Source organism: Fictibacillus phosphorivorans, from assembly GCF_001619875.1.
GTDB lineage: Bacteria > Bacillota > Bacilli > Bacillales > Fictibacillaceae > Fictibacillus > Fictibacillus phosphorivorans_B.
This window is the reverse complement of the sequence record NZ_LRFC01000002.1, coordinates 83,469-97,806: the sequence shown is the minus strand read 5'-3', so window position 1 is coordinate 97,806 and position 14,338 is coordinate 83,469. Positions and strand designations below refer to the sequence as shown.

17 protein-coding genes are annotated in these 14,338 nt (G+C 38.5%); 13 read left to right on the top strand and 4 right to left on the bottom strand.

Annotated elements, in window-relative coordinates:
- The first annotated feature begins 257 nt into the window (after positions 1 to 257).
- The 8 genes from AWM68_RS04815 to AWM68_RS04780 all read left to right on the top strand — a co-directional run bounded on the left by AWM68_RS04815 (position 258) and on the right by AWM68_RS04780 (position 6,558).
- Positions 258 to 896 (top strand): class I SAM-dependent methyltransferase, encoded by a 639-nt coding sequence (locus AWM68_RS04815; RefSeq protein WP_066237807.1) that lies wholly within the window; start codon positions 258 to 260, stop codon positions 894 to 896.
- 15 nt (positions 897 to 911) lie between these two features.
- Positions 912 to 1,616, top strand: a complete 705-nt coding sequence (gene mtnN, locus AWM68_RS04810; RefSeq protein WP_066237804.1) for a 5'-methylthioadenosine/S-adenosylhomocysteine nucleosidase — start codon at positions 912 to 914, stop codon at positions 1,614 to 1,616.
- The gene (locus AWM68_RS04805; protein WP_066237801.1) at positions 1,613 to 2,080 is read left to right on the top strand and encodes an S-ribosylhomocysteine lyase; all 468 of its coding nucleotides are present in this window, start codon (positions 1,613 to 1,615) and stop codon (positions 2,078 to 2,080) included. The genes mtnN and AWM68_RS04805 overlap by 4 nt, the downstream gene beginning before the upstream one ends.
- Positions 2,081 to 2,092: 12 nt before the next feature.
- Complete coding sequence (locus AWM68_RS04800) at positions 2,093 to 3,016, top strand: PLP-dependent cysteine synthase family protein (protein ID WP_066237798.1); 924 nt, start codon at positions 2,093 to 2,095, stop codon at positions 3,014 to 3,016.
- A gap of 1 nt (position 3,017) precedes the next feature.
- A complete protein-coding gene (locus AWM68_RS04795; protein ID WP_066237795.1) occupies positions 3,018 to 4,151 on the top strand; it encodes a bifunctional cystathionine gamma-lyase/homocysteine desulfhydrase in 1,134 nt (377 codons plus the stop codon).
- Between the two features lie 366 nt (positions 4,152 to 4,517).
- On the top strand, positions 4,518 to 4,754 hold the full coding sequence (locus AWM68_RS04790; protein WP_066237794.1) for a YrhC family protein: 237 nt from the start codon (positions 4,518 to 4,520) through the stop codon (positions 4,752 to 4,754).
- 142 nt (positions 4,755 to 4,896) lie between these two features.
- A complete protein-coding gene (locus tag AWM68_RS04785) occupies positions 4,897 to 5,751 on the top strand; it encodes a GRP family sugar transporter (RefSeq protein WP_066237836.1) in 855 nt (284 codons plus the stop codon).
- Between the two features lie 15 nt (positions 5,752 to 5,766).
- Entirely contained in the window at positions 5,767 to 6,558 is a 792-nt protein-coding gene (locus AWM68_RS04780; RefSeq protein ID WP_066237791.1) for a glucose-1-dehydrogenase, read from the top strand.
- 38 nt (positions 6,559 to 6,596) lie between these two features.
- On the opposite strand, the gene menA is transcribed toward AWM68_RS04780, so the two are convergent.
- Positions 6,597 to 7,487, bottom strand: a complete 891-nt coding sequence (menA, locus tag AWM68_RS04775; protein ID WP_066237786.1) for a 1,4-dihydroxy-2-naphthoate octaprenyltransferase — start codon at positions 7,485 to 7,487, stop codon at positions 6,597 to 6,599.
- Between the two features lie 514 nt (positions 7,488 to 8,001).
- Between menA and AWM68_RS20975 the strand changes: the two genes are divergently transcribed.
- Positions 8,002 to 8,154: a YrzI family small protein gene (locus tag AWM68_RS20975; RefSeq protein ID WP_082820580.1), complete on the top strand. Its 153-nt coding sequence runs from the start codon at positions 8,002 to 8,004 to the stop codon at positions 8,152 to 8,154.
- A 38-nt stretch (positions 8,155 to 8,192) separates the two neighbouring features.
- On the opposite strand, the gene AWM68_RS04770 is transcribed toward AWM68_RS20975, so the two are convergent.
- A complete protein-coding gene (locus AWM68_RS04770) occupies positions 8,193 to 9,434 on the bottom strand; it encodes a glutathionylspermidine synthase family protein (RefSeq protein WP_066237783.1) in 1,242 nt (413 codons plus the stop codon).
- Positions 9,435 to 9,511: 77 nt separating this feature from the next.
- Here AWM68_RS04770 and AWM68_RS04765 point away from each other — a divergent pair, with 77 nt between their 5' ends.
- On the top strand, positions 9,512 to 9,958 hold the full coding sequence (locus AWM68_RS04765) for a hypothetical protein (protein WP_066237780.1): 447 nt from the start codon (positions 9,512 to 9,514) through the stop codon (positions 9,956 to 9,958).
- Between the two features lie 27 nt (positions 9,959 to 9,985).
- Here the strand turns inward: AWM68_RS04765 and AWM68_RS04760 are convergent, their stop codons facing one another.
- A complete protein-coding gene (locus tag AWM68_RS04760; protein ID WP_066237777.1) occupies positions 9,986 to 10,381 on the bottom strand; it encodes a DUF350 domain-containing protein in 396 nt (131 codons plus the stop codon).
- Between the two features lie 19 nt (positions 10,382 to 10,400).
- Positions 10,401 to 10,730 (bottom strand): hypothetical protein, encoded by a 330-nt coding sequence (locus AWM68_RS04755; protein ID WP_419865570.1) that lies wholly within the window; start codon positions 10,728 to 10,730, stop codon positions 10,401 to 10,403.
- A gap of 171 nt (positions 10,731 to 10,901) precedes the next feature.
- Here AWM68_RS04755 and sigK point away from each other — a divergent pair, with 171 nt between their 5' ends.
- The 3 genes from sigK (at position 10,902) to AWM68_RS04740 (ending at position 14,151) form a co-directional block, all read left to right on the top strand.
- Positions 10,902 to 11,609 carry an RNA polymerase sporulation sigma factor SigK gene (gene sigK, locus AWM68_RS04750; RefSeq protein WP_066237772.1) on the top strand — a complete coding sequence of 236 codons (708 nt, stop codon included), beginning with the start codon at positions 10,902 to 10,904 and terminating at the stop codon, positions 11,607 to 11,609.
- 77 nt (positions 11,610 to 11,686) lie between these two features.
- Entirely contained in the window at positions 11,687 to 11,968 is a 282-nt protein-coding gene (locus AWM68_RS04745) for an alpha/beta-type small acid-soluble spore protein (RefSeq protein ID WP_066237769.1), read from the top strand.
- A 401-nt stretch (positions 11,969 to 12,369) separates the two neighbouring features.
- A complete protein-coding gene (locus tag AWM68_RS04740) occupies positions 12,370 to 14,151 on the top strand; it encodes a M3 family oligoendopeptidase (RefSeq protein WP_066237766.1) in 1,782 nt (593 codons plus the stop codon).
- The last annotated feature ends 187 nt before the right edge of the window (positions 14,152 to 14,338 follow it).

Sequence of the window (14,338 nt, the reverse complement as noted above, 5' to 3'; positions counted from 1 at the left end):
TTTTTTTTTTTTTTTGAAATAACGCTGTTGGTTTTGAAAGTTGATGATTTCGGATTTAGAAAGTTTTCAGCGGGGTAAACGGTGAGCCACATTCATACGTTTCACTTTTCATTTTTTCTTACAGTTCTAATACCTACCTAATCTAAGAGATTTTTTATTTGAAAATTTTTAGAAACTATGCTAATTTGGAACCTGTAAGATTTTAATTCATAGTATATTGATAGGAATTATATAATTTAAAACATGGAGTGGGAAAAATGGGACGAGAATTTATTGATCTTTTTGATGAGTGGTCTTCTTCTTATGACGAAACGGTTTCAGGAGACGATCAAGAATATAAAGAAGTCTTTCATAGATACGATGAAATTTTAGAAACTGTTGTGCAGCGTTCCGGCAATGTAGTATTAGAGTTCGGAGTGGGTACCGGCAACTTGAGTGAGAAGCTTCTTAAGAGCGGAAAAACAGTTGTTGGCATCGAGCCTTCAAAAGGAATGCGGGAAAAAGCGGTAATCCGAAATCCAGATTTAAAGCTCTATGATGGAGATTTTTTATCTTTTCCAAAACTTGATCAAGAAATTGATACAATTGTTAGTACGTATGCTTTTCACCATTTAACAGATGATGAAAAAGATACTGCGGTTGGACAGTATAGCCAGCTGCTCAAAAAAGATGGTAAAATTGTCTTTGCAGATACCGCTTATCTTCATGAAGACGATAAAAAAGAACGTCATGAAAAAGTTAGATCCCAAGGCTACCTTAATCTACTAAAAGATTTGCAGACAGAATATTATACGACCATCGGTGTCCTTGAAGATATCTTTAAGAAATATGACTTTGACGTTTCGTTTGAAAAGCTGAATGAATATGTCTGGCTGATGGAAGCGGTAAAAAAATAGACATTGGAGAATAACATGAAAAGAATCGGAATTATCGGTGCAATGGAAGAAGAAGTTGTTCTATTACGTGAGCAGCTTACAGGACTTGAAGAGAAAAAACTTGCAGGTTGTGAATTTTATAAAGGCTTGTTGAACGATCAAGAAGTGGTTCTTTTAAAATCAGGAATTGGAAAAGTAAATGCAGCAATCGGAACAACGCTATTAATTCAGCTGTACAGTCCAGATGTTATTTTAAACACAGGATCTGCCGGCGGTTTCCACTCTGATCTAAATGTTGGAGATGTCGTCATCTCAACAGATGTTCGTCATCATGATGTGGATGCAACAATTTTCGGATATGAGCATGGGCAAGTTCCTCAGATGCCGCCGAACTATCTGCCTGATCAAAAGCTTGTCGAGGCGGCTGTAAAGGCTGGAGAGCGTGTACAAAACATCCAAGTTGCAAAAGGATTGATTGCTTCGGGTGATTCTTTTATGAGTGACCATAAACGGGTAGAGGACATTAGAGCAAAGTTTCCAGCTTTATATGCTGCTGAAATGGAAGCGGCAGCAATTGCCCAAACGTGCTATCAGTTTTCTGTTCCTTTTGTTATTATCCGTTCTTTGTCGGACATTGCAGGGAAAGATGCACGCGTTTCTTATGATCAATTTTTACAAACGGCATCAAAGAACTCAGCAGAACTAGTACAACAAATTGTAGAGGAGCTGAAATCATTATGACAAAGAAAATGAATGTAGAGAGCTTTAACCTTGACCATACAAAAGTTGTTGCACCTTATATCCGTTTAGCGGGTACAACGACAGGCGCAAACGGTGATGTGATTCATAAATACGATATCCGATTCTGCCAGCCTAACAAAGACCATATGCCAATGGAAGGACTTCACTCCATCGAACACTTGATGGCAGAAAATATTCGCAACCATCATTCAACAGTTGTTGATATCAGCCCAATGGGTTGTCAGACTGGTTTCTATCTCTCTGTCATTAACCACGATAACTATGATGAGATTTTAGAGGTGCTCGAAAAGACTTTAAATGACGTATTAGAAGCTACAGAAGTACCTGCTTGTAACGAAGTACAATGTGGATGGGCAGCAAATCACAGTCTTGAAGGCGCGAAAGAAATTGCACGCAAGATGCTTGCTAAAAAAGATGAGTGGCATATTGTTTTCTCAGAATAGAGGACGATTGAAATGAATTATTATAAAAATGTGCACGAATTGATCGGCAATACACCTTTGTTGGAGATCACTCAATTTCCACTTCCAGAAGGTGTACGTCTTTTTGCTAAGTTAGAATTTATGAACCCAGGGGGGAGCGTGAAAGACCGTCTTGGGATGGAACTTTTAGATTCTGCTTTAGCTAAGGGGCAGCTGGTTAAAGGCGGTACCATTATAGAGCCTACAGCAGGAAATACTGGGATCGGCCTTGCCCTTGCAGCAATCAATAAAGGAATTAACGTCATTTTTGTTATTCCAGAAAAATTCAGCATTGAGAAACAAGAGCTTATGAAAGCGTTAGGTGCAACAATTGTTCACACACCAACAGCTGAAGGGATTAAAGGTGCGATCAAGAAAACAAACGAGCTTATAAATGAGATTCCGGACTCTTTTTCTCCTTCTCAATTTTCAAATCCTGACAATCCGAACACTTACTATAAAACATTAGGGCCAGAAATTTGGAACGATTTAGATGGAAACGTTGATGTTTTTGTGGCAGGTGCAGGTACGGGCGGAACTTTTATGGGAACGGCTCGCTATTTGAAAGAAAAGAACAAATCTATAAAAACCGTAATCGTGGAACCTGAAGGATCTATTCTTAACGGGGGAAAATCCGGACCTCATAAGACTGAGGGAATAGGAATGGAGTTTCTGCCAGACTATATGGATACTGCCTATTTTAACAGCGTTCATACCGTTACCGATGTTGATGCTTTTCAACGGGTAGCTGAACTGGCTAAAAAGGAAGGATTGCTCGTTGGAAGTTCCTCAGGAGCCGCGCTCCACGCTGCATTGATTGAAGCACAATCTGCACAATCAGGGCAGAACATCGTAACGATATTTGCAGACAGTTCAGAGCGTTATTTAAGCAAGAAAATTTATGAAGGAGGCATCTGATATGAAACGTAAGACTAAACTGATCCACGGAGGCATTCCTTCTGATAAAACCACAGGAGCTGTGTCTTTTCCAATCTATCAAGTAAGCACATATAAACAAGAAGATGTTGGCGTTCATAGCGGTTTTGAATACTCTAGAACAGGAAACCCAACAAGGCATGCACTAGAAGAATTGATAAAAGACTTAGAAGGCGGGAAGCGCGGATTTGCGTTTGGCTCTGGTATGGCTGCGATCACTGCTGTCATGATGCTTTTTGATTCTGGTGATCATGTTATATTAACAGATGACGTTTACGGCGGAACCTATCGTGTGATGAGTAAAGTATTAAATCGTCTTGGAATTGACTCTACTTTTGTAGATACCACAGATATTGACCAGATTGAAGCGGCTCTAAAACCAAACACAAAAGCCGTTTATGTTGAAACACCGACAAATCCACTGCTAAAAGTTACAGATATTGAAGCAGTAGCTTCATGGGCAAAAGGGAAAAACCTTTTATTCATGGTGGATAATACGTTCAATACACCGTATTGGCAAAACCCGATTGAACTAGGTGCAGATATCGTTCTTCATTCTGCAACGAAGTATATTGGCGGTCACAGTGACGTTGTAGCAGGTCTAGTCGTAGTAAATGATGAAAAGCTAGGAGAAGATCTCCACTTTGTTCAAAATTCTACGGGAGGCGTTCTAGGGCCACAGGATTCATGGCTATTAATCCGTGGAATCAAGACACTAGGTATACGTATGGAAGCTCATGAAAGCAATACAAAGAAGATTGTTGAGTTTTTGAAAGAGCATCCTTCTGTCGAAAAAATTTATTACCCAGGACTTGAAGATCATCCGCAGCACGAAATTGCAAAAAAACAAGCAGGCGGTTTTGGTGGAATGGTTTCATTTGATGTTGGATCCCAAGCGAATGCTGATGCTGTGCTGAAAAAAGTAAAATACTTTACTCTAGCTGAAAGTTTAGGTGCAGTTGAGAGTTTAATCTCAGTACCAGCTAGAATGACGCATGCGTCGATACCAGCTGAACGCAGAGCAGAACTTGGCATTACAGATGGATTAATTCGTATCTCTGTAGGTATAGAAGATGCTGATGATTTGATTGATGATCTTAAAAATGCATTAAGCTAATAACAAATTTGAAGAACAAGTGCCTGAGCAGGTGCTTGTTTTTTTTATATAGTAGAGTTAATTTGAAAGCGATTAAAATGTGAGGATAGGGGGATATGACATATAAGGTTTGTCGTATTATGTAGACTTGCTGATATATGAACAAAACTTGCCTTATTATAGCGAAAACTCGCTGGATTAACTGCAAAATTTCTAGTATTATTTCTATTCTTTCTTAAAATTAGCGCTTAAGATACCCCAACCTGTATATTGAATTATGATCACGATTTAGACAAAGTTTCTTCACGTTTTTGTCAAAAACTGCTTGGTAGGTCACTGTCTTACCTATGTTATCCTCTTAGTAGAGGTTAGGAGGTAGAGACTGCTATGAAAAACAAGGTTGAACAATTACAAAAGAAGATTTCTGACTACCAGCGTTTCGGGTTTATTTTGTTGGCTGTTAGCACGTTCTTTTATTTAGGACTAGTACTACCTGTTGAAGACAAAAACTTTATCCAATCCATCACGCTAGGTATTGCTTCTACCACGTGTTTAGGATTCACTGCACTTATGTATAATGTCGTTCGAAAGTGCAAAACACAATTACAAGAACTAAGCGAATAAAAATATAAAAATTTCACGTACCGTCCTTAAAAAAGGGCGGTATTTTTGTTTTTACGAAGTGAAAATTGGGGAATGGATACGGAATGGCCGCTAATGGCCATACTAAGAGATAACGATCTTAAGAGAGAAAGAAGTGAAGTATTTGGGTATCATCTGGGCACTTATTACAGCAGTTTGTTGGGGAAGCATCGTATTAGTGAGTGAAAAGCTCGGTGGTGACTTTCACAGTCAAACATTTGGGATGACATTAGGAGCCTTGTTGTTTTCAGTTGTAGCTTTTTTTATTGTACAACCTGATCTAAACATGTCAGTTATTGCAATTGGGGTTATTTCAGGTATCTTTTGGGTCATCGGACAGCGAAACCAATTTGCAAGTGTTGATTATTTAGGAGTTTCTAAAATCGTACCCTTATCAACAGGCATGCAGTTGTTTGGAACAACCTTGTTTGGTGTCATCGTGTTTCATGAGTGGAAAACGACGACGGAAATTATTATAGGAGTAGTTGCAATAACAGCGATTGTATCGGGAGCTCTGTTAACGTCGAGAAGAAGCGAGCAGGGCGACGAAAATGACAAACAGAACTTTAAAAAGGGAATCACATTTCTTTTAATTTCAACGGCTGGATACGTTACATATGTGGTGATCATCAGATGGTTTGAAGTTAATGGCTGGCAGGCGATCTTACCTCAAGCTGTTGGCATGTTTATAGGGGCACTTGTACTCTCACTAAAACATAAACCCTTCAATAAATATTCAGTTAGAAACATTCTAACTGGCCTGATCTGGAGTACGGGAAATCTAACACTCCTGCTTGCATTGCCTCTCATTGGAATCGCCACAAGCTTCTCGCTTTCACAAACCGGTATCATTATCTCGACGCTTGGCGGTATTTTTCTATTAGGTGAAAAAAGAAGCAAAAAAGAAATCATATGGGTGGTCTCAGGATGTGTGCTTATCATAGCAGGCGGCGTTATGTTAGGGTTCACTAAATCATAGAGGAGCTGAATGGCAATGTATCCAGATTTAAACGGTAAAACGGTTATCATTACGGGAGCAGCTACAGGTATTGGTAAAGCATGTGCGTTACGGTTTGGCCAAGAAAAAGCGAATGTCGTTATCAATTACCATTCTGAAAAACAAGTAAAAGAAACAGATGAAATGATAAATGAAATTAAGAAGAGCGGCGGAAATGCAATTTCCGTTCAGGGGGATGTCACGAAAGAAGATGACATCAAACAACTTATTAAAAAAGCAACAGAAGAGTTTGGGTCACTCCATATCATGATCAATAATGCAGGCATAGAAAACGAGGTGCCTTCACATGAACTATCACTAGAGGATTGGAATAAGGTAATCTCAACAAATTTGACCGGACAATTTTTAGGCTGCAGAGAAGCGCTTGATTACTTTTTAAACCACGATATTCAAGGTGCGATCATCAATATGTCGAGTGTTCATGAGATTATCCCGTGGCCGCATTTTGTTCATTATGCAGCAAGTAAAGGCGGTATAAAATTAATGACACAAACACTGGCACTTGAATATGCTCCTAAAAAGATTAGAATAAACAGCATTGCTCCCGGTGCGATTAATACACCGATCAATGCAGAAAAATTTGCAGATCCTAAGCAAAGAGAAGGAGTTCTAAAGCTGATCCCGATGGGGTATATTGGTGAACCTGAAGAGATCGCAGCTACGGCGGTATGGCTCGCATCCAATCAAGCAAGCTATGTAACCGGATTAACGCTGATAGCTGACGGCGGAATGACACTGTATCCAGGATTTCAAGCGGGAAAAGGCTAAAAAAATGTCCGCCTTTTGAAGGCGGACATTTTTTCGTGTTATAGAAGAATTCCTGTAAGTGTACCCATACATAGAAGAATTCCAAATGCCATATGAAGCAGAGCTGTTAAACCAAGTGCTTTGTTTAATTCTTTCGCATCCCATGTAGAAATGGCAATTTGTAAACCTTTTAACGCAATGGGTAAGGTGATAGCAGCTATGAGGCTCCACACTGGTAAAATATTCGTGATAACAAGTGCTGCTAAACTGATATAAGTTCCAAGCATCAAAATGTAATACTCAACTCTAGATGCTTTTCTGCCGATCAATCCAGCGACTGTCGTTTTGCCGATCTGTTTATCCGTATCAAAATCTCGTAAGTTATTGGCATGAAGAATGGCCATTACTAAGAGAGCATTAGGTATTGAAGCTAAAAATATTTCAAGATTTACGTTTAATGTTTGTGTGTAAAAAGAACCTACAACAGCGAGTATTCCTAACGTACTTCCAGATGCTAGTTCACCTAAACCGTTATAAGCTAGGGCATATCGAGTAGCTGTATAAAAATAACCCACCAACAAAGAAGGAATACCAATATAAAGTACTACAGGGCCCGTTAAAGCTGTTAAGATAAGTCCAACAATTATGCTAAGACCAAAGAAGATTAAACCTGTTATATAAACTTGGCGAGGTGTCATCTCTTTACGATCGATTACCCCTGAAGGACTCAATGATCCAGGAATATCTGCACCTTTTACGTGGTCGAAGTAGTCGTTAACAAGGTTAGTTCCACATTGTAGAAATAACGCACCAAGAAGTGTTAATAAAAAAGTAGTCCAATGGATGTTTGTCCATTGCAGGGCTAAAATCGTCCCAAAAAGGACGGGTATGACTGAAGCAGTTAATGAAAAAGGTCGTGTTGAAGCAAAGATGACCTTAGGATGTATCATTCGTGTTTCCCCCTTTACAATACTTATTATAGTAAAAGTTTGTGAAAGTGTACACATAAAAATCTTCCAGTAGAGAAGAACCTATTTTTACGGATTCCCCGTATTATTTGTAAACATTTATCAAGCTTCAGCATATTCTTTTAAAGGATTAAAAATATTTCTTTACAACACTTGGTAATTTGTGTATGATTTGCTAAGTAAAGTAAAAAAAAACAAAAGGAGGTTGGACACAATGATGAGATTGAAAATGATTAAACAATTAAATATTAAACGTTCGACCGCCCTATGGAGCATTATGTCTGTTTAATTTTGTTTAAAAGACACCGCGGGTCGAATGCCTGCGGTTTTTTGTGTGCTTATCAAACACCGCAGGATTCATTCTGCGGTGTTTTTTTTATAAATCTAAAGGAGGAGATGGAAATGATAATGATTGGAATTAACCTGCTTACATGGCTTTTAACGGAGAAAGATTCGACCTAAGGAAAAAAATAATTGAAATGAGGAGTAAATTAATATGTTTACACTACACTTGTTTTTTGTAACAATAACCTTTTCTATAAAGACAAACCGACGTTCAGAAGAATTATATGCTCATGATGAAGAAGTAAAATCTCTTTATGATCGTGCGAAAGAAAAGACCGTATATAATATGTCATCTTGGCTGTAAGATAAAAAAAAAGCGCCTGCCAGAAGAATGGTATGGCGCTATTTCTTTAAATAGGACGGTAGAAAATAAGATAAATTATCTGTTATGGCGTTGCCGACACGATAACCAAAAGCACTTGGCTTTCCGTTAATGATGAATGTACCAGTCATTCGATAGCCTTCTTGCTCACCTTGCTGTGATTCAAATTTCATTTTAGGTAGTGGTACATGCTTTTGATAAATACTTACATAATTATCATATGTGGTATGCTGATCTTGGTCAATCAAACAACCTTTCTCGTCAAATACACGAACGGTATCTCCCTCGCGACCAAAAACCGGCTTTTGCACAAATTTTTCCTTATTAACTAAGAAAATATCAGGCTCTAAATAGGTAGGAAGAAAATAACGACCGATCCATTCATGTTCTTCTTTTGTAAAGAATGGCGATTGTTCTTCATGAAGACCCCAGATTACAGCGAGTACAGCTTTGCTTTGTAAGAGGAATGCAGAGGGAGGATTTACAATGGCCAATTTGTTTTGTATAACAAGCTGAGTCAGTTGAAGCCCTATATCTTCATTGGTCTCTTTATCTTTATCTTGAATTAAAAGTTCAATCGGAAACGTCTGTCTGTATAATACATCGATTTTCTTCCCTTGCTGATCAAACAACCCCATATCTTTCTTAATGATCAACTTATCCAAAGGTACAAATTTTGAAGGGAATCCAGATAGTTCTTTTAAATAAAGCACCGTTTGTTTATCTTCTAAATTTTCATCATGTGCTGTAAAAACAATATGGGGTGCATGTGATGTTTTTAGATGACGATAAGATGTTAAGATAGCCGACCGAACTGCTTGTTTTAATTGTTCTTCCGTACCTTTATTCGGATCGCTGTATCCAAAGTGTTGGCTGAGTAATCCATTAACTTTAAAGCATTCATAGATAAAGGTAGGGGTATCACTGTTGAACTCCATGATCTTGTGTCCAAACGGTGTTTCAATAGAATCGATTCTTCCGATCACCGTTTTAGGCAAAGGTGTTTGATAACGAAGAAAAGGGAGAATGGATTCTGGAAAGCCTAAAAGCTTTAACGTATCATCCTCTATACTCTCTGACTGCAATAATGAAGCTGTCTTGAATAGGATTTGCCCCGCTTTTTCACCTAGATTCTTTATGGCTTTTGGCACGCCTTCAGAGATTTTATATGGGGTGTATAACGCATATTCTTGTCCGTACATGTCAGCCCAAAACTCGGGAAGCTGTCTATAAAAATTTGTTCTGTTTTCTGCATAACTCAAGTGAAATACCTCCGAACATACATTCAAAACGATAACTGGTATTATAAAGATAACAAAGAATAAAGAGGATGAGAACAATGGAACTTACGTATTACATAGAAAAACAAGAAAATTATGAACCCTTCTTAACCTACAAAATACCCGAAAATATGCATAACGATGAAAAATATGCGAGGCAGCTATGTGAATTTTTTGTTTCTGGAGGAATGGAGTACGAACTTCAATCCAACGAAATGAAGGGCAGCGAAGAAATCTTAGTTATAAAAGAGTTAGGGCAGGTCAGACGGTTTGCGGAAGAACCGAGTTACAAAGGTAGAGGGATATTTTTAGAGTTCAGAACGTACAACAAAACGGGTGATATGCCCATCCTGCATGTTCAAGCATTAAACAGCCACTGGGATGTTATGCGTTATTTATTAAAAGATGTCGTTGATATTCCAGGGAAAGGTCAGTACTTACGCGATTCAGCGGAAATTGACGAAGACCGTGCAGTTTATGTTGTGTACGTAGGAGAAAAAATTTAAGCATGCGGACAAATGCCGCATGCTTTTTTAATATGTAAGACATTGAGCGATAACCCAGCCGACAGAGAGGCTTAGAAACATGACTAGCAGTCCTACTGCTTTATTATCTGCATCAATCGCTTTTGAGATGCTCGAACGGATTGCTAAGTGTTCTGCAACAAACAAGGCAAGTATTTGAGCAATAATACCCACAGATCCCCAAATCAGCAAATCAATAATGCTCAATGAATTGGCAATGGAAGATCCAATGACAAAAGCGAGCCCAAAAAGCCTACCGCCAAGTGACAGAGCAGCAGCAGAGTTTCCTTTGCTGATCAACTGAAGTTCTTTTGTTTTTGTCGTTAGTTCGAAAATGATAAAACCAATAAATAGTAAGCCAAGGCCCGTTGCTGCATAAAGGGCAAAATTAAGAAATAAGTTCATCTTCACAACTCCTCATGATTTATCCGCCAAATCCTTTGCTTCCTCCAAAACCAGACCCTCCACCTTTAAAGCTGGAACTGCTTTTGTAAGACTTATATGCTGAGCTTTTTAACAAGCTGCTTTTTCCTTTGTAATACCCTCCGCCAAAAAAGTAATGGCCAAAATAGCGGGAATTTGTGTCATCACATTCATAAACACCGTCTTCTGAATCCCACTCCCAATCCTGACATTCTGTATCGGTTGGTTCTGGTGGAAGCTCTTCTGCTGAATAATCATTGCAGCCTGAAAGCATAACAACAACAGATGCAGAAGATACACCGGCGATAAGTTTCTTGGTTTTATTCATCATCTCACCTCATTCTATGCTCAATTATAGTATGGATCATTGTGGTTTTAAACCATTTATTTCTAGTACGAAATAAAAATTAAAAAGGTTTCGTGTGATTTTTGATGTACAGACACACCCAAGCCCAACTTTGCATAAACATAAGGGAAAACAGAACGTCTTGGAGGTGCTGTTATGTCATTAGTAGGTGTGTTGGCCTATTTTTTTAAAGAAGTCATGCTGTTTGTGTCATATGTTAAGAACAATGCATTTCCCCAGCCCCTTTCTGAAAATGAAGAAAAGCAGTACTTAAAAGAGATGGCGGAAGGAAACGAACACGCGAGAGCCATGCTGATCGAGCACAACTTACGGCTTGTGGCGCATATCGTAAAAAAGTTTGAGAACACAGGAGAAGACACAGAGGATCTTATCTCCATCGGTACCATCGGCCTGATTAAAGCGATCGAGAGTTATTCCAGGGGCAAAGGAACGAAGCTTGCGACCTATGCAGCTCGTTGTATAGAGAATGAGATTTTGATGCATTTAAGGGCGTTAAAGAAGACCAAAAAAGATGTATCCCTCCATGATCCGATCGGAACGGATAAAGAAGGAAATGAGATTACGTTGATCGATGTATTGAAAGCGGAAACGGAAGATGTAGTGGATGCCATTCAATTGAAGATGCAGAAAAAGAAAATTTACGATTATATTCATGTACTAGATGACAGGGAAAAAGAAGTCATTGTGGGACGTTTTGGTCTAGATCTTCAAAAAGAAAAAACGCAGCGCGAGATCGCAAAACAGCTTGGTATTTCAAGAAGTTACGTATCAAGAATCGAAAAAAGAGCACTAATGAAGCTTTTTCATGAGTTCTATAGAAGCCGTCAGCAATCTGAACGGTAACACACTAAGGCTGGTAACATTTACAGCCTTTTTATTTTTGGCTTCGGGCAAACTAAAGAAAAAAGGAGTTTTTATATATGGCACGCAGAAAAAGACAGCCCATTGTTCCTGAAGCTAGAGAAGGTCTTGATCGGCTAAAAGCGAAAGTGATGAGAGAAGCAGGATACAAAGTATCTGATCAGTCACCAGATGATGTGAAATATGAAGTGGCAAGAGATATGGGCGTATCGTTAGAAAAAGGATATAACGGAACGATCACTTCTAAAGATGCTGGACGTGTTGGCGGGCAGATTGGCGGGAGAATGGTAAAAGAATTAATACAGCAGGCAAAAGCAAACTTAGGAAAACAAGTGAGATAAGAAAATCACCTGTACTGTGTTTAAATCAATAAAACAGGGAATAGAATAGGTAAAAAAACCAGGAGGCGTTATTATGCAAGAAGCTGTGTTATATGGATCTTTCGTCGTTGTGTTGGCCTATTTTGTTTATGCTGCAATAGCTGAATAATAATGAAGTGAAACTCTCCCATGACTGGAGAGTTTTTTTATGCCACAGATTGAATTCGTGTCTTACACTAATTAAATGACTAGCAAGAATCACCTAAAAGTAGTTAACTGATAGGGTGTTTCCTCATGTGCGGCAAGGTTATCTATAAAGCTAAAAAAATAAATACACAAAAATAAACTTCATAGTCGATTTTTGTTTGAATATTTTTTATAATAAGAAAAGAGTGGAAATATGTACATAATGGGGGAGAAATATGCTATTACAAGATTTGAGACAAACTTGGGAACTTGATTCCGTTTTTCCTGGCGGAAGTGATTCAAAAGAGTTATTAGCTGAAATAAATTGGACTGAAAATGAAGCAAAAGAACTTGCGAAAAAAGCAGAATCATTCACGTTTACAAACGAAAATTTCCTAAGTCTGGTCGAGGAACTTCAAAGTTTTTCTGAGAGGTTATCAACTGCAGGAGCCTTTATCGGTTGTTTGATCGCTCAAGATGTAAAAGATAAGAAGGCGATGGCTCTTCGTGGAAGATTAGAATCGGTTTACGCAGCTTTCTCTAACGTTGGTTCTGTAATCGATCAAAAGTTGATGGAAATCTCTGAAGATGCCTGGAAAGATCTTATGAGCCTTCCTGAATACAAAGATATTGCGTTCTATTTAAACGAGAGAAGAACAAAAGCGAAAGAAAAGCTTGGTATTTCAGAAGAGTCCTTAATCAATGATCTAGCAGTTGACGGCTACCATGCATGGTCAACTCTATATGATCTAGTAGTGGGCAGAATCAATATTAAAGTAGAGATCGATGGCAAAGAAGAACAACTATCTGTAGGTCAGGCAGAAAACAAGTTCTCTAGCCCTGATCGTCAAGTTCGAAAAGATACGTTCAAAAAGTTTGTTGAAGCTTGGGATCATGAAGGAGAATTTTGTGCAGCTTCTATTAATCACATCGCTGGTTTTAGAAATGAAATTTACAAGCACAGAGGATGGGAAGAGACATTAAAAGAACCTCTTGCGATCAATCGTATGAAAGAAGAGACACTTACAGCAATGTGGGATGCGATCGCTTCTAAAAAAGACATCTTCGTAAACTATCTTGACCGTAAAGCGAAACTCTTAAATCTTGATAAATTAAGCTGGTATGATGTTGATGCACCATTATCTTCAGCTAACAGCAAAATGAGCTATGATGAAGCTGCCCAGTTTATTGTTGAACATTTCCGTACATTAGCACCTAAAATGGCCGATTTCTCAGAAAAGGCGTTTTTGGATGGCTGGATTGAAGCGGAAGATCGTTCAGGAAAAAGACCTGGTGGATTTTGTACAGGTTTTCCTACAAAAAAAGAAACTCGTATCTTTATGACATTCTCTGGAACACCTAGCAATGTTTCCACGCTTGCACATGAACTAGGTCATGCATTTCATTCAGATGTATTAAAAGAAATGCCTTATTATGCAACAAATTATGCGATGAATGTTGCAGAAACAGCTTCTACATTCGCTGAGATGATCGTTGCAGATGCAGCAGTTACAAACGCGAAAACAAAAGAGGAAAAAATTGCGCTTCTTGAAGACAAAGCACAAAGATCTGTAGCGTTCTTTATGAACATACATGCGCGTTTCTTGTTTGAAACAAGAATGTATGAAGAAAGAAAAACTGGTCAACTTTCTGTCGAGCGATTGTGCGAATTGATGGAAGAAGCACAAAAAGAAGCCTTTAACGATTCACTTGAAGAGTATCACCCATATTTCTGGGCGTCTAAGCTTCATTTCTACATTACAGATGTTCCGTTTTACAACTTCCCGTATACGTTCGGCTATTTATTCTCTGCAGGTATTTATGCAAAAGCAAAAGAAGAAGGGCCATCGTTTGAGGAAAAATACATTGCGCTTCTACAAGACACTGGTAAGATGCAAGTGGAAGAGCTCGCACAAAAGCATTTAGGGATTGATGTAACAAAACAAGATTTCTGGTTAAAAGGAATCGAATTAGCAGCAGCAGATGTAGAAGAATTTTTGGCACTAACAGAAGAGTAATTTTGAAAGCTATTTGATTTTTTTACTGGCAGTTCCCTTTATGGGAGCTGCCGTTTTTTGTGCAGAGTTTGTGCTGGGGGTGTCTTTTTGAGGAGTACACATTTAAGGGGGGATTGATTTTTTCCGTGATGGAGCATGTTTTTTCCGTGATTATATCCTATTATTCCGTGATTACCCCACAAAAGTC